The following is a 25,257-nucleotide window of genomic DNA, read 5'->3' as shown; positions in this document are numbered from 1 at the left end:
TGCGACGGGCCGACTACCCACGAACGAGGGGGCGGCTCAGGGCAGTCAGGTCAGGGCAGCAGCCCGCCGGTGCGGGCGCGGTGCACGGCTTCGCCGCGTGTGCGGCTGCCCAGCTTGGCCATCGCCGACTTGAGGTACGACTTCACGGTCTCGACGGTGAGCCCCAGGTGCACCGCGACCTCGCCGTTCGTGTGCCCGATCGCGACGAGCGCGAGGACGTCCAGCTCCCGGGCCGACAGGTGCACGCCCGTCGGCGACGGCGCCCGGTGCAGGCGGGCGGCGAGGGCGTCGAGCCGCGCACGCGCGGCGGCGTCCGTGGTGCCGGCCCGCGCCGTGCGCAGGACCGCGTGCAGCTCGCGGGCCTCCTCGCGGGAGAGCAGGACGTCGCACGCGTCGGGGTCCGGCGGGTGCGCGGGGCGGTGGCGGACCGCCGAGCGCACGGTGTCCACCATGCGGGCGAGGAAGCGCTCGCCGATCTCGAGGGGGCGCCGCACCGCCCCGTACACGGCGCCGTGGAGCGTCCCGTCGACCCGGACCGGCACCGCGAACACCGCGCGCAGGCCCTCCGCCGACACCGCCTGGTCGAACTGGTGGGTGATGCCGGGTGCGCGGGCGTAGTCGGCCACGGCCAGCGGACGCTCCAGCGCCAGGACCTTGCCGCCGAGTCCCTGGCCGACGGCGGTGACCAGCCCGTCCATGCTGCCGGCGCGGGCCCCGGACATGTGCCCGAGCCGGAACGTGGTCCCCCGCGGCTCGAGCGAGGCGGCGAACGCCATGTCGAGGACCCCGACGTCGGCGAGCGCTCGCACGGCGCGCTCGAGCTCGGGTGCCATCGCGCACCTCCCCGAGCCGGACCGGGCCACGCCGATGCTAGGGCACCGATGTGGTCCAGGTCACGTCACTCGGGAGCGGACGGCTAGCTGACCCCGGCCGCGTCCATCCCCCGCATCTCCTTCTTCAGGTCCGCGATCTCGTCGCGTAGGCGCCCGGCGAGCTCGAACTGGAGGTCGCGGGCCGCGGCCATCATCTGGTCGGTGAGCTGCTGGATGAGATCGGCCAGCTCCGCCCGGGCCATGCCCGAGGTGTCGCGGTGCTCGACGATGCCCGAGCTGCCCCGGCCGCCGCCGGCCTCGCCCGCCGCGCGGCGCCCGCGCGAGCTGTTGCGCGCCGAGCCGCCGATCTCGACCGACTCCTCGGTGTCCTCGGCCTCGCGGTAGACGCGGTCGAGGATGTCGGCGATGTTCTTGCGCAGCGGCTGGGGGTCGACGCCCCGCTCGGTGTTGTAGGCGACCTGCTTCTCGCGGCGCCGGTTGGTCTCGTCGATGGCGTAGCGCATCGAGTCGGTGACCGTGTCCGCGTACATGTGCACCTGGCCCGACACGTTGCGCGCCGCGCGGCCGATCGTCTGGATCAGCGAGCGCTCGCTGCGCAGGAAGCCCTCCTTGTCGGCGTCGAGGATCGCCACCAGCGAGACCTCCGGCAGGTCGAGACCCTCGCGCAGGAGGTTGATGCCGACCAGCACGTCGTACTCGCCGGAGCGCAGCTGGCGCAGCAGCTCGACCCGGCGCAGGGTGTCGACCTCGGAGTGCAGGTAGCGGACCTTGATGCCGAGCTCGAGCAGGTAGTCGGTGAGGTCCTCGGCCATCTTCTTGGTCAGCGTGGTGACCAGGACCCGCTCGTCCTTCTCGACCCGCGTGCGGATCTCGCCCACGAGGTCGTCGATCTGGCCCTTGGTCGGCTTGACGATCACCTCGGGGTCGACCAGGCCGGTGGGGCGGATGACCTGCTCGACGAACTCGCCGCCGGCCATCCGCATCTCGTAGTCGCCCGGCGTCGCCGAGAGGTAGACCGTCTGGCCGATCCGGTCGGCGAACTCCTCCCACGTCAGCGGGCGGTTGTCGGTGGCCGACGGCAGCCGGAACCCGTACTCGACGAGGTTGCGCTTGCGCGACATGTCGCCCTCGTACATGCCGCCGATCTGCGGCACGGTCACGTGCGACTCGTCGACGACCAGCAGGAAGTCGCGCGGGAAGTAGTCGATCAGCGTGGCGGGCGCGGTGCCCGGCCCGCGGCCGTCGATGTGGCGCGAGTAGTTCTCGATGCCGGAGCAGAAGCCGACCTGGCGCATCATCTCGACGTCGTAGGTGGTGCGCATGCGCAGCCGCTGGGCCTCGAGCATCTTGCCCTGGCGCTCGAGCTCGGCCAGGCGCTCCTCGAGCTCGGCCTCGATGGCCTTGATCGCCTTCTCCATGCGCTCCGGCCCGGCCACGTAGTGGGTCGCCGGGAAGATGCGCACGTCGTCGACCTGCTTGACGACGTCGCCGGTGAGCGGGTTGAGGTAGTAGAGCGCCTCGATCTCGTCGCCGAAGAACTCGATGCGGACCGCGAGCTCCTCGTACGCCGGGATGATCTCCACGGTGTCGCCCCGGACCCGGAACGTGCCGCGGGCGAACGCCATGTCGTTGCGCTGGTACTGCACGTCGACCAGCGCGCGCAGCAGGGTGTCGCGATCGAGCTCCTCGCCGACGGCCAGCTGCACCGAGCGGTCGAGGTAGGACTGCGGCGTGCCGAGGCCGTAGATGCACGACACCGACGCGACCACGACGACGTCGCGGCGGCTCAGGAGGTTGGACGTGGCCGAGTGGCGCAGCCGCTCGACGTCCTCGTTGATCGAGGAGTCCTTCTCGATGTAGGTGTCGGTCTGCGCGATGTACGCCTCGGGCTGGTAGTAGTCGTAGTACGAGACGAAGTACTCGACCGCGTTGTTCGGCAGGAGCTCGCGCAGCTCGTTGGCCAGCTGGGCGGCCAGCGTCTTGTTGGGCGCCATGACGAGCGTCGGGCGCTGGACCCGCTCGATCAGCCAGGCCGCGGTGGCCGACTTGCCCGTGCCGGTGGCGCCGAGCAGCACGATGTCGTGCTCACCGCCCTTGACCCGCCGCTCGAGGTCGTCGATGGCCGCCGGCTGGTCGCCCGCGGGGTCGTACGGGCTGATGACCTCGAAGTGGCCCCCCGTGCGCTCGATCTCGCCCACGGGACGGTGTTCCGAGTGGGCGAGCGCCTCGTCGGGCAGCCCCTCGGGATTGTCCCCGGCGCTGTCCCCGTCGCGGGCGGAACCCGGAACCTCTGTCGCGAAGGCCATGGGATCGAGGTTAACCGCGACCCCCGACAGCGTCGGTTCCAGCAGGGTCGGTCCCAGCAGGGTCCGGTCCGCTCGCCGCCACCCGTTGCCACGAGCTGCGCAGGGGCGCGGTGTCGTAGCAGATGGTGAGCCGTGCGATCCGGTCGCGGTCGTCGGTGAGGGTCACCAGGTCGACCACGTCGAACGGGGCGGGCGTGCCGTCGCCCAGCACCCAGGCGTAATGGAAGGCCAGCGCGACCTCCCGGTCGTCGGCGGGGTCGACGTAGGCGCGGCGCAGCTCGGTGCTCGACGGCGAGGAGTCCGCGAAGAGCTCCGGGTAGAACCGCGCGGCCGGCATCGTCCCGTAGAGCGGCGACGCCACCTCCCCGTCCGGGGCGAAGCAGGCGAGGACGTCGTCGACCGAGCCCGCGTCCAGCGCGGCGAGGTAGCGCCGCAGCACCGGCGCGGTCATCGGCCGGTCTCCCGGCGCCGCGCGGCCGACTCGAAGCCGTCGAGCAGGCACCCGAGCCCGAACTCCCACCGCGAGGAGACGGGGCGGCCGGGGTCGGCCATCACCGCGGTGAGGGCCGGGTAGCGGTCGGCGTGGGCGGCGACGAGGTCGCGCATCGTGCTCCCGCCCGCGGGGTCGGCGGTCCACGGCCGGGTGCCGGCGCTGGCGGTCGCGAGCGTGGTGCGCAGGTGCCCGAACAGCATCGTCACCGCGTCCATCCGCTCGTCGGCGGCGAGCCCGAGCGGCTCGAAGATGCGCGTCGCGGCCTCGACCCAGCCGACCTCGCGCGGCCCCATCACCCGCTCGCCGACAGCCGCCCACGGCAGCCACGGGTGCCGCGTCCAGACGTCCGAGACCATCCGGGCGAACTCCTCGGCCTGCTCCCGCCACGTCCCGGTCAGGGTCTCCGGGCCGGGCGGCTCCTCGACCGCGGCGTCGATCATGACGGCCTCGAGCTCGTCCTTGCCCGCCACGTAGCGGTAGAGCGCCATCTTGGTCAGCCCCACCTCGGCGGCCACCCGCTGCATCGAGAGCCCGGCCAGCCCGTCCCGGTCCGCCACGCCGACCGCCGCCCACGCGACCTCGTCGAGCGTGAGGGCGCGCCGCGGTCCGCGCGTCGGCTCCCCCGGGACCCGCCAGAGGATGTGGCCGGCCGCGGAAGGGTCGTCCGCCCCCGAAGTGCTGCTCATCCGTTTCCGTCCTTGCCTCGCGTCCGCTTCTGTGTCTACCGTACACAGTGTCCGCAGGACACAGTTAATGCGACGACGGAGGTCACCATGACGCTCACCGCTCCGGCCCCGGCCACCGACAGCACGCCCGTCCGTGCCCGCGCCTCCGTCCCCAGGCCTCGCCGGCGGGCGCTCGGCATCGTCGCCGCCCTCGTCGTGACGCTCGCGGTGTGGCTCGTGGGCCACCTCGCCGGCGCCGACTACTGGATCAGCGACAGCCAGGGCACGGTCCGGATCGACGCCCTGGTCACCACGCAGGTCACCGTGGTCCTCGGGCTCGCCGGCTGGGGCGTGCTCGCCCTGCTCGAGCGCCTCTCCCGGCACGGCACCACCGCCTGGACGGTGCTCGCCACGCTCGTCGTGGTCGCCTCGCTGGTCCCGATCCTGCTGGTCGACGCCACCACCGCCACGCGCGTCGCCCTCACCGCCGTGCACCTCGCCGTCGGCGCCGTCCTCATCCCGGCCTTCGTCCGCGCTCGTTGCTGACCCCGACCCGCCCCACAGCCCGAGGAGACCGCCATGCGCTCGATCTTCGTGAACCTGCCCGTCGCCGACGTCCCCACCAGCCGCGCGTTCTTCGACGCCCTGGGCTTCTCGTTCAACGAGCAGTTCTGCGACGAGACCACCGCCTGCCTCGTCATCGAGCAGAACATCTTCGCGATGCTCATGACGCCGGAGCGCTTCGGCGACTTCGTCCTCGGCGAGGTCGCCGACCCGCAGAAGACCACCGAGGTCCTGCTCGCCCTGTCCGCCGAGAGCCGCGAGGAGGTCGACCGGCTCAAGGCGACCGCGCTGGCCCACGGCGGCGGGGAGTGGAAGGAGAACCAGGACCACGGGTTCATGTACGGCTGCTCGTTCACCGACCCCGACGGTCACGTCTGGGAGGCCGTGTGGATGGACCCGGCCGCGATCGCCGGCTGACACCCGCCACCTCGACGGCGCCCGCTCCCCGCGCGCACGGGAGCGGGTGCCATCGTGCGTGACCTAGGGTCACGCCCCGTGGGCCTGCACCCCCCGAAGATCGAGACCTTCGACGTCGCCGCCGGGACCAACACCGACCCCAAGGGCTTCGTGCGCGCGGTCGACGACTACCACGAGGAGCCGTTCGGCCTCTACCTCAGCCGCGCGATGATCGAGCACCCGACGCTGACCCACCTGCGCTCGTGGCTGCTGCCGGGCCTCGGCATCCGCGTCACGGACTTCACCTGGAAGCCCGGTCACGAGCGCCTCCAGGACCACTACATCGACATCGCCGACGTCACCCGCGACGGCACCACGTGGTGGACCGAGGACCACTACGTCGACCTCGTCGTGCACACGGGCGAGCGCACCGAGGTGCTCGACCTCGACGAGCTCGCCGAGGCCGTCGCGGCCGGGCTGCTCGACGTCGAGCGCGCCGAGCGGGCCCTGACGACGAGCCACCGCACCCTCGGCGGGCTCGCCGCCGCGGGCCACGACCTGGACCGCTGGCTCGCCGGCCACGACGTCACCCTGACGTGGACGTGACCCGCATCATGCCGTGAATGACACCCGTGGCATTCGGGTAGGGGTCGCCTCCGGGATCCACGGACGGGTGTCCTAGGGTCCTGCGCCGTGAGCCCGGTCGTCTCCCGCCAGCTGGTCGAGGTCGTCGACACCCACGCCGCGACCCGCACCCTGCCCCTCGCGCCCGAACAGGTCCTCGAGCAGGCCCTGGACCGATGGCACGTGGCCGACGGTGCCCTGCGGACCACCGTCCTGAGCCCCGACGATCCGTTCGTGCTGGCGGAGACCTGCTGGTACGTCGCGGACCACGGCCTGCGGCTGCGCCGGCGTCTCCCCCGCGAGGGCGACCCCGCGGTCGCGACCACCGAGATCGGTGCCGTGCGGATCGTCGTCGACGGCCCGCAGTGGCGCTGCACCGACCTGCTGCTCGGGCTCGAGGTCTCCCCGGGACGTCCCGCCCGCGTGGTCCACGACGCCGACTTCGCCGCGGCGGTCGGGGGCGGCGTGCTCTCGGCCGCCGACGCCGACGAGGCGATGAGCACCGTGCACCGCGTGCTCGGCGAGCTCGTCGACGCCCGTCACGACCTCGACACGTGGACGACTTCGCTCGGGCTCGGGTCACCCACCCGGTCCTGAGCGACGCCTCCCCGCACGTGTCGGGGTAGAAGGGCGGGCCATGGGCAGCTTGCTGGTCGTCGTCCTGGGCCTCCTGGCCGTCGCCGGGGTCCGGGTGCTCGCCGACCGGATCGGGGTGGGCGCCCCGCTCCTGCTCGTGCTCGTGGGCGTCGCGGTCTCGGTGCTGCCCGGCGTGCCGCCGATCGTCGTCGACCCCGAGTGGGTGCTCGCCGGCATCCTCCCGCCGCTGCTGTTCTCGTCGGCCGTGGCGATGCCGACGATGGACTTCCGGCGCGCGTTCGGCGCCGTCAGCGGCCTGTCGGTGCTCCTCGTGGTGCTCTCGTCGCTGGTGGTCGGGCTGATCGCGGCCCTGGTCGTCCCCGGGCTCGGCCTTGCCGGCGGCATCGCGCTCGGGGCGATCCTGTCCCCCACCGACGCCGCGGCGACCGCGATCGTGCGCCGGGTGGGCGTGACGTCGCGCGTCGTCACCGTGCTCGACGGCGAGGGCCTGCTCAACGACGCGACGGCCCTGGTCCTGCTGCGTGCCGCGATCGCCGCGAGTGCGGTGTCGGTGTCAATCGGGGGCGCGGTCGGCCAGTTCGCCCTCGCGGTCGTCGTCGCCGTCGCGCTCGGCATCGCCGTCGGCTGGCTGGGTCTGCGCGTGCGCGGCCGCGTCGCCGATCCCACCGTCAACACCGTCCTGTCGTTCGCGACGCCGTTCGTCGCCTCCCTGCCGGCCGAGGAGCTCGGCGCCTCCGGCCTCGTCGCCGCCGTCGCGGCGGGGCTCGTCACCGGCAACGGCGCCGCCGCGCGGCTCACACCCCAGCACCGGTTGTCGGACACCGAGAGCTGGCGCACCGTGGAGCTCGTCCTCGAGGGCACGATCTTCCTGCTGATGGGGCTCGAGCTCACCGCCGTGCTCGAGGACCTCCGGCGCGACGGGGCGGCGCTCGGCCTGGGGCTCGGGCTCGCGGCGGTCGCGCTGGTGGCGACGGTCGTGGTGCGCTCGGGGTACGTCGCGGTCCTCGTGGTGTGGCTGCGCTCGTCCGTGCGCCGGGGGACGGCGATGCAGACCCAGCTGGAGGAGATGAACGCGCAGCTCGAGGCGGGCGAGCAGGTCACGATCCGCGGACGGCCCGTGGCGCTCACCAATCCACGTCGACTGGCCGCGTTCAGCAGGCGGCTGCGGCTCCAGCTCGCCGACATCGACTACTTCCGCCGGGCACCACTGGGCGTCCGCGAGGGGGCGGTGGTGGTCTGGGCCGGGATGCGCGGCGCCGTGACGCTGGCGGCGGCCCAGACCCTGCCGACCGACTTCCCGCAGCGCTCGCTGCTGGTCTTCGTGGCGTTCACGGTGGCCGCCGGGTCGCTGCTCCTGCAGGGCGGCACGCTCGCGCTGCTCGTGCGCCGGGTGCGGCCGGCACCGCCCGAGGTCCCCTCCGCGGCGGAGGAGGAGGCGCTCCGGGACCGGCTGACCACCGCCAACCTCGCCGTGCTGGACCGGCACGCCGACGAGCCCGAGATCGCCGCCTTCCGGGAGCGCCTGGCCGACCGTGACGGACGACCCGACCCGGCCACCGCGTCGGACAACCGCATCCGGGTACGGCTCGAGATGATCGAGGCCCAGCGCGCTGCCCTGCTCGCCGCGCGCGACGAGGGCCGGTTCACCTCCGCCGCGCTCACCGCCGCGCTGGAGAACCTCGACGCCGAGCAGATCAGCCTGGAGCTGCGGAGCCGTCCGACCGGCTGAGCGTGCTCAGGGCAGGGCGACCTCGGTGCGGACGGCCGCCGGGTCCGCGGCCACCCGCCCCGGGTCGCGGAGGGCGCGGTCGCGGGCGTCGACGATCGCCTGGGCCTGCTTGGCGCCCCGCCGGCTCTTCCCGTCGAGGACGAGCACCCGCGCCGGCCGTCCGGGGTCGCCGGACCCGTGACGGCCCGCCCCGGTGCGGGGGAACCCGGCGGCGACGAGCGCCGCGGCGAGGTCGTCCCCGGGACGGTCGGCCTCGACGAGGACGTCGACGACGTCGGGGGCCGGCAGCCCGGGGACCGCGCCCGGGCCGACGTGCTCGACGCGACGCACGGTCTCGCCGCCCGCCACCGCGATGCGGGCGGTCAGGCGACGACCGACGAGCTCGCGGTCGTCGGCGGGCGGGACGACCTCCGTCGGCACGGGTACCGCGTTCCCGTGCTCGAGGTTGGTCGCGAAGGGCACCAGGCGCCCGTGCCACAGCCGCTCGACCTGCTCGCGCAGCGCCCCCGCGGCGCCGGCGTTCTCGAGCCACACGTCCGCGGCCGCGCGCCGGGCGCCGTCGTCGGCCTGGGCGGCCATCCGCGCGCGGGCGTCCTCGACCGTCATGCCCCGGGTCTCGACGAGCCGCGCGACGCGCACGTCCACCGGCGCGTCGACCACGACGACGAGCGCGAACGCGGCCCCCATCCCGTTCTCGACGAGCAGCGGGATGTCGTGGACCACCACCGCGTCGTCGTCGGCGCCCGCGACCATCTCGGCGGTCCGCGCACCGATCCGCGGGTGCAGGATGCCGTTGAGCTGCTGGCGCTTCGCGTCGTCGGCGAACACGATCCGGCCGAGCGCGGGGCGGTCGAGCGCGCCGTCGGCGTCCAGGACGTCCTCGCCGAAGGCCGCGACGACCTCGGCCAGGCCCTCGGTACCGGGCTCGACGACCTCGCGGGCGATCCGGTCGGAGTCGATCACCACCGCACCCAGCTCGGTGAGCGTCTCCGCCACCGTCGACTTCCCTGCCCCGATCCCGCCGGTGAGCCCGAGCCTCAGCACGCCCGCAGTGTGCCCAGGGCGTCCGGCGCCCACTCGACCCGGGGTCGAGACCTGGGCGATCCGTCACTCGTGTCACGGGCGCAACAGCGGTATGGTCACGCCCCGCCCGCACCAAACGCACCATCCGCCCCGAGGAGCTGCCGCGTGTTCCGTTCGCGTCGCCACGCAGGACGTCACCGTCTCGGCGCCACCGGACTCGTCTGGTGCCGGGCCCTCCCCCAGATCGCCGCCGCCCTCGCGGCGCCGCACATCGCGCGCCGGGGCCTCGTCGAGCGCTTCCTCGCCGGCTCGCGGCATCTGCGCCCGGCCGCCGGCGCCGGGGCCCTGCCCGCCTTCGGCTAGGCCGCACCACCTCGCATCAGCGCGCGTCGGTCTCGACGCGCGCTCGCTGGTCGTGGCAGGTGCGGGGGCGTCGTTCGCTGCGTCCCACGCACTCGGGGAGTCCCTCGCTCCACCCCCGGTCGTCGACGGGGTCCTCCCGCGCGCGCCCGTCCCGAGTGATCAACGCGGACTTCGCACGCCTAGAAGCAGCGAACAGCACGTTCGCTGCCAAACCGTGCACCACAGACCCCCGGAACGACGACGAGCCCCCACCCCGTGAGGGATGAGGGCCCGTCGGTCGAGCTCAGCGGGTGAGGATCAGCCGCCGGAGAGCTTCTCGCGGAGCGCCGCGAGCTGGGCATCGCTGGCGAGCGCGCCACCGCCGCTCTGGGACGGCGGGCCCTGGCCCGGGTCCGAGGCGTCGCCCTCGTCGCCCTCGTCGTCGGACGACGACGGGCCGCCCGAGGAGTAGTTGGCCGGCGCGGCCTCGGCCGCCTCCGCCTCCTGCTCCTGGGTGCGCTGCAGCTGCGTGATGTGCTGCTCGTAGCGGGCGTAGGCCGCCTGGTACTGGCGCTCCCACTCCTCGCGCTGCGACTCGTACCCCTCGCGCCACTCGCCGGTGTCCGGGTCGAAGCCCTCGGGGTAGATGTAGTTGCCCGCGTCGTCGTACTCGGCCGCCATGCCGTAGAGCGCCGGGTCGAACTCGGTCTCCGGCGTCATGCCCTCGTTGGCCTGCTTGAGCGAGAGCGAGATGCGGCGACGGTCGAGGTCGATGTCGATGACCTTGACCATGACGTCGTTGCCGACCTGGACGACCTGCTCGGGCACCTCGACGTGGCGCTCGGCCAGCTCCGAGATGTGGACCAGGCCCTCGATGCCCTCGTCGACGCGCACGAACGCACCGAACGGCACCAGCTTCGTGACCTTGCCGGGCACGATCTGGCCGATCTGGTGGGTGCGGGCGAACTGACGCCAGGGGTCCTCCTGCGTCGCCTTGAGCGACAGGGAGACCCGCTCGCGGTCCAGGTCGACGTCGAGGACCTCGACCTTGACCTCCTGGCCCACCTCGACGACCTCGGACGGGTGGTCGATGTGCTTCCAGGACAGCTCGGAGACGTGCACCAGACCGTCGACGCCGCCGAGGTCGACGAACGCACCGAAGTTGACGATCGACGAGACCTGGCCGGAGCGGATCTGGCCCTTGGCGAGCTGGTTGAGGAACTCGCTGCGCACCGCCGACTGGGTCTGCTCCAGCCACGCGCGGCGGGAGAGGACGACGTTGTTGCGGTTCTTGTCCAGCTCGATGATCTTGGCCTCGATCTCCTTGCCCACGTAGGGCTGGAGGTCGCGGACGCGGCGCATCTCGACCAGCGAGGCCGGGAGGAAGCCGCGCAGGCCGATGTCGAGGATGAGGCCGCCCTTGACGACCTCGATGACGGTGCCCTTGACGGGCTCGTCGTTGTCCTTGAGCTGCTCGATCGTGCCCCAGGCGCGCTCGTACTGCGCGCGCTTCTTGGACAGGATCAGCCGGCCCTCCTTGTCCTCCTTCTGGAGGACGAGGGCTTCGACCTCGTCGCCGACGGCGACGACCTCGTTGGGGTCGACATCGTGCTTGATGGACAGCTCACGCGAGGGGATGACGCCCTCGGTCTTGTAGCCGATGTCGAGGAGGACTTCGTCCCGGTCGACCTTGACGATGGTGCCCTCGACGATGTCGCCATCGTTGAAGTACTTGATCGTCTGGTCGATGGCGGCGAGGAAGTCCTCTTCCGACCCGATGTCGTTGATCGCGACCTGGGGGCTGGTCGACGTCGGGGCGGTGTGGGTGTCGATGGACATACGGTGGACGGCTCCGGGAACATGGTCAGATCGAGCGTGCAGGGACCCCACGCGGGGGCCGTCGACCTGACGCGCGCACCGTCGAGACCGACGAACGCCGAGGTGGAGACGAGAATCGCCGCCCTCCGCTGCCGGAGCAGCGGATCGCGAACAGGGCGAGACCACTCACGTGGACCTTCATCGTAACCGCGCCCGACGAGGCCCGGCAATCGGGGCACCCCGTGCCGGATCCCGGCGTGTCGCAACAGGCGACCACGGCGTGTCGTCACCGCCGGGCGCCCGGCCGGGGGACGCGGGGCCTGCATCCGGTCGTGTCAGGATGCCCCGGTGCCGAGCGCTCCCCCACCCGCGTCCGCGGGGGACGGAGAGGACGACGCGCGTCCGGCCGCCGAGACCGTCCTCGGCGCCGCGGCGATCGCCCGGCGGGCGGTCGGCCCCGAGGAGTCGAGCGCGGCCAGCCGTGCCTGGTGGGACGCCGACGCCGACGAGTACCAGGCCGAGCACGGCACCTTCCTCGGCGACGACGACTTCGTCTGGTGCCCGGAGCGCCTGCGGGAGGCCGACGCGCACCTGCTCGGCGACCCCGCGGCCCTGCGCGGCGCGCGCGTCCTCGAGGTGGGGTGCGGTGCCGCGTCCTGCTCGCGGTGGCTGGCCCGGGCGGGCGCACGGGTGGTCGGCCTCGACCTCTCGGCCGGCATGCTGCGCCACTCCCGCGCCGCCGACGGCCGCACCGGCGTCGTCGTCCCCCTCGTCCAGGCCGACGCCGGCGCGATCCCGCTGCGCGACGGCAGCGTCGACGTCGCCTTCTCCGCGTTCGGGGCGATCCCCTTCGTCGCCGACCCGGCGGCGGTGATGCGCGAGGTGGCCCGCGTGCTGCGTCCCGGTGCACCCTGGGTGTTCGCGGTGAACCACCCGATGCGCTGGATGTTCCCCGACGACCCTGGCCCCGACGGCCTCACCGTCTCCCAGCCCTACTTCGACCGCACGCCCTACGCCGAGGTCGACGAGGACGGGCGCGCCGTCTACGTCGAGCACCACCGCACCCTCGGCGACCGCGTGGCCGACGTCGTCGGCGCCGGGCTGGTGCTCGAGCGGCTCGTGGAGCCCGAGTGGCCGGACGAGTGGCCCGACGGCCTGGACGCCGTGTGGGGCCAGTGGTCGCCGCTGCGGGGCAGGCTCTTCCCCGGCACCGCGATCTTCTGCTGCCGGCGGCCGTGGTGATCGGCCGGTCGCGGGCGACGCCGTCGGGACGATCCCCGGAAGTCGTCCTCGGTGAGCTCCTCCGCGACCAGCAGGCCCGCTTCGCCGAGATCGATCCCGGCCTGCCGCGGGCGGTGCTGCCGCCCCCCGGGGACGTCCTCGTCGTCGGCGCCGGCTCCGGCGCGGAGGGCGAGGCCGCCGCCGTCGTCACCCACCACAGCTGGCCCGCGGGCAGCGCGCCCCTGCTGTGGTCGGCGGCCGAGGTCACCGAGCTCCACCCCGTGCTGGGCCACGCCGGCCGCGCCGGGGCCGACGGGGTGCTCCGCGAGTGGCGTGCCCGGTTCCCCGGGCCGGTCCGCGCCGAGGCGGACTCGGCGGCCGTCGTCACCTGGCCGAGCCGCGACGTCGCCGCCGCCCGGGCGTTCCTCGACCACGGGCTCGTCCCCCTCGCCGTGCTCGCGGTGCGCCCGCCGGGACCGCCGCCCGCGGTGCCCGACCCCGACCCCGCGCTCACCGTGCGCCCGGCCGTGCAGGGCGACCTCGAGGCCTGCGTCGAGCTCGCGATGCACGAGATCGCCTACTCCAGCATGGTCGGCGGGAGCGTCCTGCGCCCCGACGCCGAGGCGGTCAAGCGGGCCGCCCTGCGCGAGCGCTGGACGCGCGGCGAGCCGATCTGGGTCGCCGAGCGCGACGGCCTGCTCGTCGGCCTGCTCGAGTGCGGGCTCACCGACACCTCCCCCGGCACGTGGTTGGCGGGACTGCTGCCGGCCGGCCGCTGGGGCTACGTCAACTGCGCGTCGGTGCGACCGGGGCAGCGCGGCCACGGGATCGGGCACGCGCTCGTCACCACCGCCCTGCCCGGCCTGCAGCCACCCGGGGCACGGGGGACCTACCTCTACTACAACCCGCCGAACCCGATCTCCTCGGTGTTCTGGCCCCGCCACGGGTACCGCCCGCTGTGGACGTTGTGGGAGGTCCGGCCGGCGTCGGCCCTCCGGTGACCGGAGGGATCACCGACCGCTGCGGGCCAGCGCGTGCTCGACGAGCACGATCAGCGCGCGGGTGCACGAGGCGTCGTCGCGGGCGTCGACGTGCACCAGCGGGCAGCCGCCCGGCACCGCGAGGGCCTCGCGCACCAGGTCGTCGTCGACGCCCTCGGTGCCGGGGAACGCGTTGAGGGCGACGACGAAGGGCAGGCCACGGTTCTCGAAGTAGTCGATGGCCGCGAAGCAGTCGTCGATGCGGCGCAGGTCGACGAGCACGACCGCCCCCACGGCCCCCCGCGCCAGCTCGTCCCACATGAACCAGAACCGCGACTGGCCCGGGGTCCCGAAGAGGTAGAGCACCAGCGAGTCGTCGATCGTGACGCGGCCGAAGTCCATCGCCACGGTGGTCGTCGTCTTCTCCGGCACCACGCTGGTGTCGTCGACGTGGTCGGACAGGCTCGTCATCCGCTGCTCGGTCGACAGGGGCGGCACCTCCGACAGCGCGGCCACCAGCGTCGTCTTCCCGACGCCGAACCCGCCCGCCACCAGGATCTTCAGCGGGAGCAGGTCACGGCGTCCCGACCCCGGCGCGACGCCGGTCGCGGTGCTCGCTCCACCGTCACCACGGCCCTCAGCGTGTACGGAGTCCATCGAGCAGCCTCTCCAGGAGTTCGCGCCGGGGACGTCCGTCGGTCCCGACGAGGGGCAGGTGGACCGCGAGGTGGTCCTCGGCCGCGAGATCGCTGACGAGGACCCGGGCGACGCCGATCGGGACGCCGAGCAGCGCCCCGATCTCGGCCAGCGACTGGGGCTCCGTGCTCGCCTCGACGATCACCCGCGACTCCGGCGGCATCCCCGGCGCCTTCGCGAGGCCGAGCTCGGTGGCGGTCACCAGGGCCTCGATGGGCATGTCGGCCCCGGCCAGCGAGCGCGTCCGGCCCGCGGTGAACGCGTAGTTGGGGACGACCCGCCCGCCGTCGGCCTGCGGTCGCTGGCGGCGGTCCACGCTCACGGGCCGGTCGGGTGGCCGGCGGGCCCGGGATGACCGGCGTGCGCACCCGGGGTGAGGGCGTGCCCGACGCGCGAGGCGAGCAGGGTCATCTCGTAGCCGACGAGGCCCATGTCGGCCGTGCGGTCGGTGACCACGGCGAGCGTTGAGCCGAGGCTGATCGACGTCGCGAACAGGTAGCCCCCGTCCATCTCGACGATCGTCTGGGTGACCGGCTCGGCGTCGAGCAGGGTCGCCGTTCCCCGCGCGAGGCTCACGAGGCCCGACACCGCCGCGCACAGCTGGTCGGCGAGGTGGGCGTCGACCCCGTCGCTCACGGCCAGGCGCAGACCGTCGGCGGAGACGACGAGGACGTGGCGGACGCCCGGGGTGCCGCGGGCGAACTCGGAGAGCAGCCAGTCGAGTCCGCTGTCGGTCGGTGCACTCACGTCTGCCTCCCGGAGGCGTGGTCGTCGGTGGGTGCGGACGGCGGTCCGGACGGCGGTCCGAGCGGCTCGGTGGGTCGGCCGCCGTCCTCCTGCCCGATCGCCGAGCGCGCCGCCGCACGGCTGGCCTGGTAGGCCGAGAGCGCGTCCATCGCCCCGCGCTCGCCGGGCGGGGCGGCGGGAGCGGCGGGCGCGACGGGGGCCGCCGGGGTGACGGGCGTGGCCGGGGTGGCCGCGGGGATGCCGGGGGTACGGCGGATGAGCTCGGGCGCGAGGTGGGTCTGGGGCCTGCGCCGCGCGAGGACCAGGCCGTTCGGGCCGACCGCGACGGGGTCGTCCTCGTCGGAGCTGCGCGGCGCCGGCGCCTCGGGGCGGGACCGGGCGCCGTCCTCGGGCGTCGGGGCCGGGGGTGGCACGACGATCGGGTGGATCAGGCCCCGCCGGACGGGGGCGGCGTCGGCGCCGTCGGCGGGCGGGAGGTCCTCGAGCGTGTCGCGCGCGTCCTCCGCCGCGGGCGCAGCGTCCTCGCCCCCGGGGGCGGCGTGCGCGCCCCGCCGTGCGCCGGAGCCGTTGCCGGAGCCGTGGCCGGAGCCGTTCCCGTCCGCCGGCGCCGTCTCCCGGCCGGGCCAGGCGTGCCGGCCGTTGACCGGGATCGGGCCGGAGGTCGGCGGGGCGCCGTCGCCCCACGCCGGGGCGGCGGGGCCGGACGTCCCCGCGGCATCGGCCGCACCGCGCCGCGGGGCGGGCACCGCCGAGGCCGGCACCCGCTCGAGCCCCCGCTCCCCGACGGCCGGCACGGTGGGCGTGGCGTCGGCGAACAGGGCGGCGGGGAGCACGAGGACGGCGGTCAGGCCACAGCCGGGCGTCGGCGTCAGCGAGACCTCGATGCCGTGCCGCGCCGCCAGCCGGGACACGACGTGGAAGCCGAGGCGGCGCGCCGCGGCCGAGACGTCCACCTCGCGGGGGTCGGCGAGCAGCTCGTTCGCGGCCACGAGCTCCGCGGGCGGCATGCCGATGCCGGTGTCCTCGATGACGATCAGCTGGGCGCCCGGGGCGCGGTGGTACCCGCGGCTCTGGATCACGACCGGCGCCGAGGGTGGCGAGTAGCGCGCCGCGTTCTCGACCAGCTCCGCGATCATGTGGGTCAGGTCCGCGACGGTGCTGCCGACGAGGCGCAGCCGCTCGTCGACGACGAGCGTGACCCGGTCGAGGTCCTCGGTCTCGGCGACGCCCGCCCGCACGACGTCGCGCAGCGCGACCGGCGCCGACCACGTGCGGGCCGGCTGCTCGCCGGAGAGCACCAGCAGGCTCTCGGCGTTGCGCCGCACGCGGGTGGCGAGGTGGTCGAGACGGAAGAGGTCGGCGAGCGCGTCGGGATCGCGCTCCCGCTCCTCGAGGTCGTTGATGATGTCGAGCTGCCGGTGGAACATCGTCTGGTTGCGGCGGGCGAGGTTGAGCAGCAGTTCGGACGTGAACTCCTGCTGGCGCACCTTCGACTCGTGCAGTTCCTGCGTGAGCTCGATCCGGCGGCGCTGCTCGTCCTCGGTGATCTTCACGAAGATCGCGACGCCCACGCAGGCGAGCAGGACGGCGAAACCGTGGATCAGCGCCCACAGCCACGGCGAGTGCTGGGCGGCGTGGTGGTTGAAGAACAGCGTCGGCGCGAGCAGCGAGCCGAGGCCGTGGGACAGCGTCGTGAAACCGATGTTGACCGCGAACGGCACCCAGCTCTGGTAGAGCATGAGGAAACCGATGATCACGAAGAACGAGAAGTGCGCCTCGATGTAGCCCCCGGAGAGGATCACCAGCCCGGCGCACGACGCGGACAGGCCCGCGGAGACGAAGATCTCGCCGCTCAACCGCCCGGGCAGGAACCAGCCGCCGGCGGCCGTGGCCAGGGGGACGAGGGCGATCAGGGCGGCCATCGCGAACGAGTTGCCGACCGCGAGCCCGAACGCCAGCAGGAGCGGTGCGAGCGCGAGCAGGACGGCGAGCAGGAAGTGGTGACGCCGCTGCCACGCCGCGTCGTCGACCATGTCCCCGCGGGGCAGGTAGTCCGAGACACGGGCCATGGAAGGGTTTCTCCGTCGTTTCGGGGGCCGGATCGGATGACGAACGCGCGGAACCGTACACGCGCCGTTCACCCTGTCCGCGCAGCGAAGCGGGATTGTCCCGCTGGATGCCTCACCCGTCGCGCGCGATTTCACGCAGTGCAGCGACACCGATGTTGTTCGAGTCCGGACGACGCACATTCCTGCGTCCGTCAGGACGGTGGTGTCTCGGCCGATCGGCCCTGGGGGGTCCTGGTGCCCGACACGCCGAAAATGAGTCCGAAAGAGTTCTCGCGTCCGCCGTCGGAGGGGACATCGACCATGGCCGGTCCGTCGGGTCGCGGCACCCGGCCGTCAGTGCTCGACCGGTCGGAGCACACGGCTCCCCGCGAACGCCCCGACCACGGGGCGTGACACGACGACCGCGCTCCGCGGGCCCTACACGGGACCGGAGGGGGCGTCCCGGGGACGCAGCCCGGTGGGGTCGGCGAGGTCGGTAGGGACCTCGCCGGGCGCCCGCCGGCCCCACTCGCTGGTGGCGAGGTCCCGGTAGACCGCGGCGAGCGCCTCCCCCAGGGCCGGCGTGAGCCCGGCGGCCTCCTGCGTCCCCGCGATCTCGGTCATCTCGTCGACGAAGCGCCAGGCCTTCGTCGCCGCCACGGCGGCCGCCGGCACGCCGGCGTCGGCGAAGCTCAGCCGCAGGTCGTCGACGACGAGGTCGGTCACGCCGTGCGCGTCCGCGGTGACGAGCGCCTGGGCGAGCAGCGCCTGGAACCCCTTGCGCACCGACGCCGTGCACATCTTGGCCGCGCTGGCCGCACCGACCGGCCCGGCGAGCACCCGCCAGCGCACGCCGGGCGCCTCCAGCGCCGCGACCTCGCCGGCGCGCGGTCCGGACAGGAACACCCGGGTCGGCTCGTCGGCGTCCGGCCGCGGTGGCGGGCCGGAGACCGCCCCGTCGACGAGGTCGGTGGGCAGGTCCGCCGCGATCGCCGCGACCGTGGTGGGGGCGACGGCGTCGAGCTCGGCGACCAGCGGCCGCGTCCCGGTCCGCGCACAGGCGGCGGCGACGTCCCGGCCCGCGTCCCGCGCCGCCCCGGGCGGCACCACCAGCAGCAGCACGTCGACGGCGCCCACGAGGTCATCGAGTCCCCCGGCGTCCTCGAGTCCCTGCGCCCGTTCGACGGTGGCGGGCGAGCGGCCGGCCAGGGTCGTCAGCACCCGGTGCCCGCCCGCGGCCAGGCAGCGCGCCAGCGCCGTGCCCATCGCTCCCGGCGCGAGGACCCCGACGGTGGTCACGAGGGGGTCAGCTCGCGGCGCGCTCGGTGGCCGACGCCCGACGCGCCCCCGCGGGCACGAACCGCATCGCCGCGTCGTCGACCCGGCTGCGGCGCAGGGCCACGGCGTCGATCGCGTAGTTCATCGCGAGGCGCCACGGCGCCCGCGTGCCCTGCTTGGGCAGCTCGTCGATCGAGCGCTGGACGTAGCCGGCCCCGAAGTCGAGGAACGGGGCCTCGCCGACCTCCGGGTCACGCTCGGGCACGGCGACGCCGAGGTCGTGCTCGCGCAGGTGGCGCAGGAGCCGCACGACGTACTCGGCGACGAGGTCGACCTTGAGCGTCCACGAGGCGTTGGTGTAGCCGATCATGTAGACGAGGTTCGGCACGCCGGAGAGCATCATGCCCTTGTACGCCATCGTGTCCGGCAGGTGCACCGGCTCGCCGTCGACGACGATCTCGGCCCCGCCGAACATCTGCAGCGTCAGACCGGTGGCGGTGACGACGACGTCCGCCGGGAGCTCGCGTCCCGAGGTCAGGCGGATCCCGGTCTCGGTGAACGTCTCGATGGTGTCGGTGACGATCTCCGCGTCGCCGTGGCGGATCGCCCGGAAGAGGTCGCCGTCGGGAACCATGCACATCCGCTGGTCCCACGGGTCGTACCGCGGGTTGAAGTGGGTGTCGACGTCGTAGCCCTCGGGCAGCGCCGACCGCGTCAGCCGGCGCAGCAGCCCGCGCACCGCGCGCGGGAAGCGCTGGCTGAGCTGGTAGAGCGCGATGAGCTGCGCGATGTTCTTCCCGCGCGTCAGCGGGTCGGCGACGGCCTTGGGCAGCCACCGCGACAGGGCCGCGGCCGCCGCGTCGGTGCGCCCGATCGACAGCACGTAGCTCGGGGAGCGCTGCAGCTGGGTGACGTGGGCCGCGGCGTCGGGTCCCTCGAGCAGGGCCGGCACCAGCGTGACGGCCGTCGCGCCGCTGCCGATGACGACGACGCGCCGGCCCGTGTGGTCGAGCTCGGGGTCCCAGTGCTGCGGGTGCACCACAGTGCCCCCGAACCGCTCGATGCCCGGGAAGTCGGGCGTGTACCCCTGGTCGTAGCGGTAGTAGCCGGAGCACATCAGGAGGAACGAGCAGGTCAGCGTGCCCGGCCGCCCGGGGATCTCGAGGGTCCACCGCTGGGACGCCGAGTCCCACGACGCGCGGGTGACGCGGTGGCCGTACCGGATCTTCTCCTCGACGCCGAACTCCCGGGCGGTGTCGCGGACGTAGGACAGGATCGACGGACCGTCGGCGAGGGCCGTCGCGCTGCTCCACGGGCGGAACCGGTAGCCCAGGGTGTGCATGTCGGAGTCCGAGCGGACGCCCGGGTAGCGGAAGAGGCTCCACGTGCCGCCGAGCTCCTCGCGCGCCTCGAGCACGGCGTAGCGGGTGCCCGGCAGGTCGCGCTCGAGATGGCAGGCCGTCCCGATCCCGGACAGTCCGGCGCCCACGATCACCACGTCGAGATGCTCGGTACTCACGCGTACCACCGTAGCGCGTGGTACCACGACGTACCAGTCCCTGCTGGGCCGAACGAGAGCACCGTTGGGCGTGCCACATCGACCGTTGGGCGCTGTTCACACCCAATACGGTGACGCCGTGGCACGCGCGGCCGCACGTTCAGGGAGGCCTGCTGGGCCGAAAGGAGGTGTGCGGTGCGCATGTCCCGGTCGACGCTGATCTCGACATCCCGGCACCGGTACGCCCCGAGGATCGACCTCGAGACCGGGCGCGTCGTCGCCTTCGTCGGGACCCCGGTCGCCGCGGCCCGGCTCGACCGTCTCGACCAGGACGCCCACGACGCCCTCGACCGCGACGTCGCGGAGGTCCTCGCGTGCGCCCGCTCCGCCGGGACCGCGTCGGTCCCGATCGAGCTGCACGTCGACGCCGACACGGTCGCCCACGCACCGCAGCGCCTGCGCGCGGTGTGGCCGGCCATGCTGCACGGCGCCGGCCGCTGTGCCGGGGCGACGCTGGTCCTGCGGCCCCGCGCCCGGTCCGCGACGCTCGACGCCCTCGAGCGCGGGATCGCGCGGATCCGGCACGACGGGTTCGGCCTCGCGCTCCCCGTCGGGGGCTTCGGGATCGACGAGATCGTGCGCCTGCGGCCCGACCATCTCCTGCTCGACGACCGGTGCGTGGGGCGCTGCACCGGCCGCGACCCCGCCGCCCTGGCGGCCCTCGAGGTCGCGCACACCCTCGGCCGCGCCGGCCTCGCCCGGTTGGCCGCCGACGGGGTCCGCGACGAGGCCGTGCTCCGGGAGCTGCGCCGGCACGGCGTGACCAGCGCGACGGGCCCGATCCTCGCCGCCGACCAGGACACGGCGATCCCCGCGGCGGTGACGCTCGCACCCGGCCTCGGCCCCCGCCTGGCGGCGACCGCCCCGGAACGGTCCGGGACCGAGCCGCAGCCCGTCCCCGCTGCTCCGGCGGGCGAGCCGGTGCTTGCCGACGTCGCCACCCCGGCGACCGTGCTCCCGGCGGAGGCCACCGGCGAGCAGGTCCGCGACGCCCTGACCGAGGACCCGGACTGCGCCGGCGTGCTGCTGGTCGACGACGCCGGGCACGCCACCGGCTACCTCGACCGCAACCGGTTCCTGCTCACGATCGCCGGCCCCTACGGCCGCGCCGTCTACGCGCACCGCCCGGCCGCACGGCTGGCCGAGCCCCCGCGCGTCCGGCCCTGCACCACGCCCGTCCGGGAGGCGGTGCGCGAGCAGCTGGACGGCGATCCGCGGCGCCGCTACGACGACACCGTGCTCGCCGGCCACGACGGACGTCACCGCGAGGTCGCCCGGTTCACCGACCTGGTCCGGGCCCTCGACCCGTCGGCGCCCGCCACCCCGCCCGGCGGGGTCCCTGTGCCCGTGGCGGCGCCGCGCGGGCGTCACCGTCTCGTCGACCTCGCGCCCCGGTCCCCCGACGGGCCCTACGCGCCGGCCTGATCAGATCCCGCGCCGGGCCGCCGCGGCCGCGAGCTCGGTCCGCGAGGCGAGGTCGAGCTTGGTGAAGATGCGCCGCAGGTGGGTGCGGACCGTGCCGGTGCCGATGAGCATCTGGTCGGCGATGTCCTGGTTGCGCAGGCCGCGCGCCGCGAGGGCGACGACGTCGCGCTCGGTGGGCGTCAGGCTCTCCCAGCCGCTGCGCGGGCGGCCCCGCGGTCCGCGGGTGCGCCGTGCGTAGGCGACCGCGGCGTCCAGCTCGAGCGCGGCACCCCCGGCACGCGACCCGTCACCCTCGAGGGGCGCCGTGGCGCGCAGGACGTGGGTCAGTGGTGACACCCGACCCCGGGCCACGGCGTCGGTCGCCGCCCGCAGCCGCACCGCGACCTCGGTGCGCCCCGTCGCGAGCGCCACGGCGGCGACCAGCTCGAGCGCGTCGACGACCAGCGGGGCGAGACCCGCGGCGTGCGCCTCGGCGAGGAGGTCGTGGGCCTCGGCGGCGACGTCCTCCCCGCGCCGCAGGCGGACCGCCGCCGCCACCGTCTCCGCCGTGATCGCGAACTCCCGGGCGCCGCGCTCCCGGGCGCGGGTCGCGGCGAGCGCGGCGGCCTCCGTCGCCGGCCCGTCCTCCCCGGCGACGAGCAGCGCGGTGGCCCGGAGCGCCCCGGCCTCGACCGCGACGAGCGTCATCCCGGCGTCGGCGCACGCCTCCAGCGACGCGGTGATCGCGACGGTGCGGTCGGGCGCCCCGCACCAGAGGGCCGTCTCCGCCTCGCCGAGCGCGAGGGTCTCGGCCGTGCCCAGGCCCGGGTGCTCGTCGAGGAAGGCAGCGTGGCGCGCGAGCAGCCGGCCCGCCTCGGCGTCGTCGCCCGTACGGCACAGGGACCGGGCGAGCGGGAGCAGCGCACACGTCGCGCTCACCGGCTCCCCGACGTCGACGGCGAGGGCGTGGGCGTCGCGGCCGCGGTCCCGGGCGGTCACGAGGTCGCCGCGCTGGCTCGCCGCCTCCGCCCGGATCGCCGCGTCCCACGCCCGCAGCTGCGGGTGCCCGAGGGTCTCCAGCGCGGGCACGGCCTCGTCGGCGCAGGCCAGCGCGGTCGCGTGGTCGGCCCGCCACAGGTGGGTGTAGGCCAGGCACTGCAGCGCCTCCACCCGCCCCCACCGGTCGCCGGCCCGTTGCGCCAGGTCCGCGGCGGCCGCGAGGACCGGGGCGGCGCCGGCCGGGTCGTCGAAGGCCGCGGCGATCCCGAGAAGGATCATGCTCCGCGCGCGGACCTCGTCCTCGGTGGCCGGGTCGTCGGCCAGGGCGTCGGCGACCGCGAGCCCCTCGTCGAGGTTCCCCGAGTAGACGGCGTGGAAGGCGTGCGCCCACCGCAACCGGCCCGCGGGCGGCTCCCCGTCGCCGTCCGGCGCCGCCCCGAGCCGCGCGGCCCAGGCACCACCCTCACGGCACCGGCCGCGCAACGACCACCAGAAGGCGAGATCGGCGACGACCGCCGCCGCGACGCCGGACGCACCGTGCGCGAGCACGGCGCGGATCGCCGCCGCGTCGCCGTCGAGGCGAGCCAGGACGTCCAGGTCGCCCTGCTCCAGGGCGGGCCGTGCCTCGGCGGCCAGCGCCGCCACCCAGGGCGTCAGGCGGGCGAGCGCCGCCCGCGGTGCCTCCGGCGCGACCTCCCGGGCGTGCTCGCGGACGGTCTCGAGCACGAGGTACGCGTCCTCGGCGGGGAGGAACCGGACCAGGGAGTGGTCGACGAGCTCCTCCAGGACGCCGACCGGGCCGGCGTCGCCCGCGCGGTCCGGCGGGCCGATGACGGCGAGCGCGGCGGGTAGCGAGCAGCGGCCCTCGATCACCGAGACCGCGGCGAGGCCCGCGCGGGCGCGGTCGCCGAGGAGCGCGGTGCTCCACGTGAGGCACGCCTGCATCGACCGGTGACGGGCCGCGCGCGGGCCACGGCCGGCGAGCAGGGCGAGACGCTCAGCGGTCCCGGCCTCGATCGCCCGCAGCGAGAGCCCGCGGGCGTGGGCGGCCGCCAGCTCGAGGGCCAGCGGCAGCCCGTCGAGGGCCTCGGCGATCCGGCGCGCGCGATCGGACGTGTCGGCGGAGGCGGCGAGATCGGGGCGCGCCCGCCGTGCGCGATCGAGGAAGAGGGCCGCGGCGTCCTCCGGCGGCAGACCCTCGACGGGCAGCGCGACCTCTCCCGGCACGCCGAGCAGGACCCGGCTCGTGACCACCACACCCAGGCGCGGACAGCGCTCGAGCAGGCCCACCACGACCTCGCCGAGCGCCGCGCGGACGTGCTCGGCGTTGTCGAGCACGAGCAGCGCGGCGCGGTCGCCGACGAGGTCCCCGACGCGCCGGGCGAACCGGTCCGGGGGCGGGACCAGAGGGTCGTCGCGGATGTCGCAGGCGTCCAGGACCACCGACCACAGGTCGTCGCGCGGCGTCGCGGCCGCGAGCTCGACGACCCCGACGAGACCCGGCGTGGCGGCGAGCGCCTCCAGCGTCAGCCGGGTCTTGCCCCCGCCGCCCGGCCCGACCACCGTCACGAGGCGCTCCGCGCCCGACAGCCCCCGCAGCGACGCCAGTTCCTCCGCCCGCCCCACGAACGGGGCGACCGGCGTCCCGGCCCGCGACGACCGGTCCCCCTCGGTCATGACCAGCAAGTGTGCTCCCGCGACGCCCGCGCGTCACCGTCCCGGTCCCGTGTCTGCCGCTCGGCAGATGTTCTCCGCGGCCGGACCGCCGACAGTGGCCGCCGGCGGGCCACCGGGGCCCACCGAGGGAGGGAGATCGGCGATGACCGACCTGGTGGAGGCGACGACGCGCGCCTGGAACGACCGCGACCGCGCGGCGTACCGCGACTGCTACAGCCCCGACGCGGAGGTGGTGGCGCCGGGGGCGATCGGCACCGGCCACGAGGCGCTGCTCGCGCTCTACGACGAGATCATGGCGTCGTACCCGGACAACCGGATCACCGTCGAGCGCGTCGTCGCGCAGGGCGATCTCCTGGTCGAGGAGTCACGGGTCGTCGGCACGAACACCGGGCCGCTCGCCGGCCCCGACGGCGCCCCGATCCCGGCGACCGGGCGCCGGGTGTCGATGCCCCTCGTCGGCGTCCACGTCGTCGACGGGGACCGGATCACCAGCACGCACTTCTACTGGGACACCTACGACATGCTCGGCCAGCTCGGGCTCCTGGACCACTGACGTGCGCTCCTCCACCGTGCTGCTGAGCACGACCGTCGCCTCCGCCGTGCTGTACGTGGCCGCCGCGGCGGCGCTGGGCACCCCGCCCGGCGCGACCGCCGTCGGCGACGAGGTCGCGGGCTGGTTCGCCGGCCACGCCACCGAGGTCCGGATCTACGTCTGGTGCCTGACGTTGCTCGCGCCGCTGGCGGGCACCACCGTCGGCCTCGTGCGGCAGCGCCTCCCCGCCCCGTACCGCGACGTGTTCCTCGTCGGCGGCATCACCTTCGTGGCCGAGACCGCCGTGATGGCCTGGCTGTGGGGCGCCCTGTCCTCGCACGAGGCCACGACGACGCCGGCGACCGCGCGGGCGTTGCTGGACGTCGCCTCGTTCTGGGGCCCGGTCCTCACGGGCTCCACCGTGACCATGCTCGCGCCGATCGTCGTGGCGGGGTGGCGCGGCGCCCTCGGCGTGCCGCGCTGGCTCACGGCGCTCGGTGTGGTCGCCCTCGTCGAGCAGGTCGTCGAGACGATCACCGTCTTCGGCCGGACGGGGTTCGCCGCGCCCGGGGGCCCGATGAACCTGTATCTCGGTGCGGTGCTCACGCTCGCCTGGTTCACCGGCCTGGGCGTGGTGCTCGCGCGGCGCCCAGCCGGAGAGCCCGACGCCCCGGCCCCGCAGGAGGTGGTCGCACGCAGCTGAGCCCGGGACCGGGCGGCGCCCTCC

General features: G+C 74.8%; 24 protein-coding genes. 11 read left to right on the top strand and 13 right to left on the bottom strand.

Annotated elements, in window-relative coordinates; genetic code table 11:
- Positions 1-50: 50 nt before the first annotated feature.
- The 4 genes from WCD41_RS12270 to WCD41_RS12255 form a co-directional block, all read right to left on the bottom strand.
- The gene (locus tag WCD41_RS12270) at positions 51-833 is read right to left on the bottom strand and encodes a LuxR C-terminal-related transcriptional regulator (protein ID WP_337713709.1); all 783 of its coding nucleotides are present in this window, start codon (positions 831-833) and stop codon (positions 51-53) included.
- Between the two features lie 83 nt (positions 834-916).
- Positions 917-3,139, bottom strand: coding sequence for an excinuclease ABC subunit UvrB (gene uvrB / locus WCD41_RS12265; protein ID WP_337713708.1), 2,223 nt, complete (start codon positions 3,137-3,139; stop codon positions 917-919).
- A 10-nt stretch (positions 3,140-3,149) separates the two neighbouring features.
- Positions 3,150-3,590, bottom strand: coding sequence for a nuclear transport factor 2 family protein (locus WCD41_RS12260; protein ID WP_337713707.1), 441 nt, complete (start codon positions 3,588-3,590; stop codon positions 3,150-3,152).
- The gene (locus WCD41_RS12255; protein WP_337713706.1) at positions 3,587-4,318 is read right to left on the bottom strand and encodes a TetR/AcrR family transcriptional regulator; all 732 of its coding nucleotides are present in this window, start codon (positions 4,316-4,318) and stop codon (positions 3,587-3,589) included. The genes WCD41_RS12260 and WCD41_RS12255 overlap by 4 nt, the downstream gene beginning before the upstream one ends.
- 87 nt (positions 4,319-4,405) lie before the next feature.
- Here WCD41_RS12255 and WCD41_RS12250 point away from each other — a divergent pair, with 87 nt between their 5' ends.
- The 5 genes from WCD41_RS12250 to WCD41_RS12230 all read left to right on the top strand — a co-directional run bounded on the left by WCD41_RS12250 (position 4,406) and on the right by WCD41_RS12230 (position 8,207).
- Entirely contained in the window at positions 4,406-4,843 is a 438-nt protein-coding gene (locus WCD41_RS12250) for a DUF6069 family protein (RefSeq protein ID WP_337713705.1), read from the top strand.
- 33 nt (positions 4,844-4,876) lie between these two features.
- The gene (locus WCD41_RS12245; protein WP_337713704.1) at positions 4,877-5,278 is read left to right on the top strand and encodes a VOC family protein; all 402 of its coding nucleotides are present in this window, start codon (positions 4,877-4,879) and stop codon (positions 5,276-5,278) included.
- 78 nt (positions 5,279-5,356) lie between these two features.
- Positions 5,357-5,863: a ribonuclease FAU-1 family protein gene (locus tag WCD41_RS12240; protein WP_337713703.1), complete on the top strand. Its 507-nt coding sequence runs from the start codon at positions 5,357-5,359 to the stop codon at positions 5,861-5,863.
- 87 nt (positions 5,864-5,950) lie between these two features.
- A complete protein-coding gene (locus WCD41_RS12235) occupies positions 5,951-6,478 on the top strand; it encodes a DUF402 domain-containing protein (RefSeq protein WP_337713702.1) in 528 nt (175 codons plus the stop codon).
- Between the two features lie 40 nt (positions 6,479-6,518).
- A complete protein-coding gene (locus WCD41_RS12230) occupies positions 6,519-8,207 on the top strand; it encodes a cation:proton antiporter (RefSeq protein ID WP_337713701.1) in 1,689 nt (562 codons plus the stop codon).
- 6 nt (positions 8,208-8,213) lie between these two features.
- Here the strand turns inward: WCD41_RS12230 and coaE are convergent, their stop codons facing one another.
- Positions 8,214-9,251, bottom strand: a complete 1,038-nt coding sequence (coaE, locus tag WCD41_RS12225; protein WP_337713700.1) for a dephospho-CoA kinase — start codon at positions 9,249-9,251, stop codon at positions 8,214-8,216.
- Between the two features lie 144 nt (positions 9,252-9,395).
- Here coaE and WCD41_RS12220 point away from each other — a divergent pair, with 144 nt between their 5' ends.
- Positions 9,396-9,593 carry a hypothetical protein gene (locus WCD41_RS12220; RefSeq protein WP_337713699.1) on the top strand — a complete coding sequence of 66 codons (198 nt, stop codon included), beginning with the start codon at positions 9,396-9,398 and terminating at the stop codon, positions 9,591-9,593.
- Between the two features lie 297 nt (positions 9,594-9,890).
- On the opposite strand, the gene rpsA is transcribed toward WCD41_RS12220, so the two are convergent.
- Positions 9,891-11,411, bottom strand: coding sequence for a 30S ribosomal protein S1 (rpsA, locus tag WCD41_RS12215; protein WP_337713698.1), 1,521 nt, complete (start codon positions 11,409-11,411; stop codon positions 9,891-9,893).
- Between the two features lie 327 nt (positions 11,412-11,738).
- On the opposite strand from rpsA, the gene WCD41_RS12210 reads away from it, so the two are divergent.
- A complete protein-coding gene (locus tag WCD41_RS12210) occupies positions 11,739-12,632 on the top strand; it encodes a class I SAM-dependent methyltransferase (protein ID WP_373695121.1) in 894 nt (297 codons plus the stop codon).
- Positions 12,626-13,612: a GNAT family N-acetyltransferase gene (locus tag WCD41_RS12205; RefSeq protein WP_337713697.1), complete on the top strand. Its 987-nt coding sequence runs from the start codon at positions 12,626-12,628 to the stop codon at positions 13,610-13,612. The genes WCD41_RS12210 and WCD41_RS12205 overlap by 7 nt, the downstream gene beginning before the upstream one ends.
- Before the next feature lie 9 nt (positions 13,613-13,621).
- On the opposite strand, the gene WCD41_RS12200 is transcribed toward WCD41_RS12205, so the two are convergent.
- The 6 genes from WCD41_RS12200 to WCD41_RS12175 all read right to left on the bottom strand — a co-directional run bounded on the left by WCD41_RS12200 (position 13,622) and on the right by WCD41_RS12175 (position 19,879).
- The gene (locus WCD41_RS12200; protein WP_337713696.1) at positions 13,622-14,248 is read right to left on the bottom strand and encodes a GTP-binding protein; all 627 of its coding nucleotides are present in this window, start codon (positions 14,246-14,248) and stop codon (positions 13,622-13,624) included.
- On the bottom strand, positions 14,229-14,609 hold the full coding sequence (locus WCD41_RS12195) for a DUF742 domain-containing protein (protein ID WP_337713695.1): 381 nt from the start codon (positions 14,607-14,609) through the stop codon (positions 14,229-14,231). Before WCD41_RS12195 ends, WCD41_RS12200 begins: the two co-directional genes overlap by 20 nt.
- Positions 14,606-15,034, bottom strand: a complete 429-nt coding sequence (locus tag WCD41_RS12190; RefSeq protein ID WP_337713694.1) for a roadblock/LC7 domain-containing protein — start codon at positions 15,032-15,034, stop codon at positions 14,606-14,608. The genes WCD41_RS12195 and WCD41_RS12190 overlap by 4 nt, the downstream gene beginning before the upstream one ends.
- Entirely contained in the window at positions 15,031-17,103 is a 2,073-nt protein-coding gene (locus WCD41_RS12185) for an ATP-binding protein (RefSeq protein WP_337713693.1), read from the bottom strand. Before WCD41_RS12185 ends, WCD41_RS12190 begins: the two co-directional genes overlap by 4 nt.
- A 417-nt stretch (positions 17,104-17,520) precedes the next feature.
- On the bottom strand, positions 17,521-18,381 hold the full coding sequence (locus WCD41_RS12180) for an NAD(P)-dependent oxidoreductase (protein WP_337713692.1): 861 nt from the start codon (positions 18,379-18,381) through the stop codon (positions 17,521-17,523).
- A gap of 7 nt (positions 18,382-18,388) precedes the next feature.
- Entirely contained in the window at positions 18,389-19,879 is a 1,491-nt protein-coding gene (locus tag WCD41_RS12175) for a flavin-containing monooxygenase (RefSeq protein WP_337713691.1), read from the bottom strand.
- Between the two features lie 174 nt (positions 19,880-20,053).
- Here WCD41_RS12175 and WCD41_RS12170 point away from each other — a divergent pair, with 174 nt between their 5' ends.
- A complete protein-coding gene (locus tag WCD41_RS12170; protein ID WP_337713690.1) occupies positions 20,054-21,343 on the top strand; it encodes a hypothetical protein in 1,290 nt (429 codons plus the stop codon).
- Here the strand turns inward: WCD41_RS12170 and WCD41_RS12165 are convergent, their stop codons facing one another.
- A complete protein-coding gene (locus WCD41_RS12165) occupies positions 21,344-23,998 on the bottom strand; it encodes a helix-turn-helix transcriptional regulator (protein ID WP_337713689.1) in 2,655 nt (884 codons plus the stop codon). It abuts the gene before it with no gap.
- A 142-nt stretch (positions 23,999-24,140) separates the two neighbouring features.
- On the opposite strand from WCD41_RS12165, the gene WCD41_RS12160 reads away from it, so the two are divergent.
- Positions 24,141-24,551 carry an ester cyclase gene (locus WCD41_RS12160; protein WP_337713688.1) on the top strand — a complete coding sequence of 137 codons (411 nt, stop codon included), beginning with the start codon at positions 24,141-24,143 and terminating at the stop codon, positions 24,549-24,551.
- A gap of 1 nt (position 24,552) precedes the next feature.
- Complete coding sequence (locus WCD41_RS12155) at positions 24,553-25,233, top strand: hypothetical protein (RefSeq protein ID WP_337713687.1); 681 nt, start codon at positions 24,553-24,555, stop codon at positions 25,231-25,233.
- Positions 25,234-25,257: the final 24 nt, after the last annotated feature.

This window comes from Actinomycetospora aeridis, assembly GCF_037400275.1.
Taxonomy (GTDB): domain Bacteria; phylum Actinomycetota; class Actinomycetes; order Mycobacteriales; family Pseudonocardiaceae; genus Actinomycetospora; species Actinomycetospora aeridis.
Note: the sequence above shows the minus strand (reverse complement) of the source record. Positions and strands in the feature narration are given on the sequence as shown.

Excerpts from the sequence above, each read along its gene's own strand:
- WCD41_RS12270 (WP_337713709.1), bottom strand. The coding sequence starts at position 833 with ATGGCACCCGAGCTCGAGCGCGCCGTGCGAGCGCTCGCCGACGTCGGG.
- uvrB (WP_337713708.1), bottom strand. The coding sequence starts at position 3,139 with ATGGCCTTCGCGACAGAGGTTCCGGGTTCCGCCCGCGACGGGGACAGC.
- WCD41_RS12260 (WP_337713707.1), bottom strand. The coding sequence starts at position 3,590 with ATGACCGCGCCGGTGCTGCGGCGCTACCTCGCCGCGCTGGACGCGGGC.
- WCD41_RS12255 (WP_337713706.1), bottom strand. The coding sequence starts at position 4,318 with ATGAGCAGCACTTCGGGGGCGGACGACCCTTCCGCGGCCGGCCACATC.
- WCD41_RS12250 (WP_337713705.1), top strand. The coding sequence starts at position 4,406 with ATGACGCTCACCGCTCCGGCCCCGGCCACCGACAGCACGCCCGTCCGT.
- WCD41_RS12245 (WP_337713704.1), top strand. The coding sequence starts at position 4,877 with ATGCGCTCGATCTTCGTGAACCTGCCCGTCGCCGACGTCCCCACCAGC.
- WCD41_RS12230 (WP_337713701.1), top strand. The coding sequence starts at position 6,519 with ATGGGCAGCTTGCTGGTCGTCGTCCTGGGCCTCCTGGCCGTCGCCGGG.
- rpsA (WP_337713698.1), bottom strand. The coding sequence starts at position 11,411 with ATGTCCATCGACACCCACACCGCCCCGACGTCGACCAGCCCCCAGGTC.
- WCD41_RS12200 (WP_337713696.1), bottom strand. The coding sequence starts at position 14,248 with ATGGACTCCGTACACGCTGAGGGCCGTGGTGACGGTGGAGCGAGCACC.
- WCD41_RS12185 (WP_337713693.1), bottom strand. The coding sequence starts at position 17,103 with ATGGCCCGTGTCTCGGACTACCTGCCCCGCGGGGACATGGTCGACGAC.
- WCD41_RS12165 (WP_337713689.1), bottom strand. The coding sequence starts at position 23,998 with ATGACCGAGGGGGACCGGTCGTCGCGGGCCGGGACGCCGGTCGCCCCG.
- WCD41_RS12160 (WP_337713688.1), top strand. The coding sequence starts at position 24,141 with ATGACCGACCTGGTGGAGGCGACGACGCGCGCCTGGAACGACCGCGAC.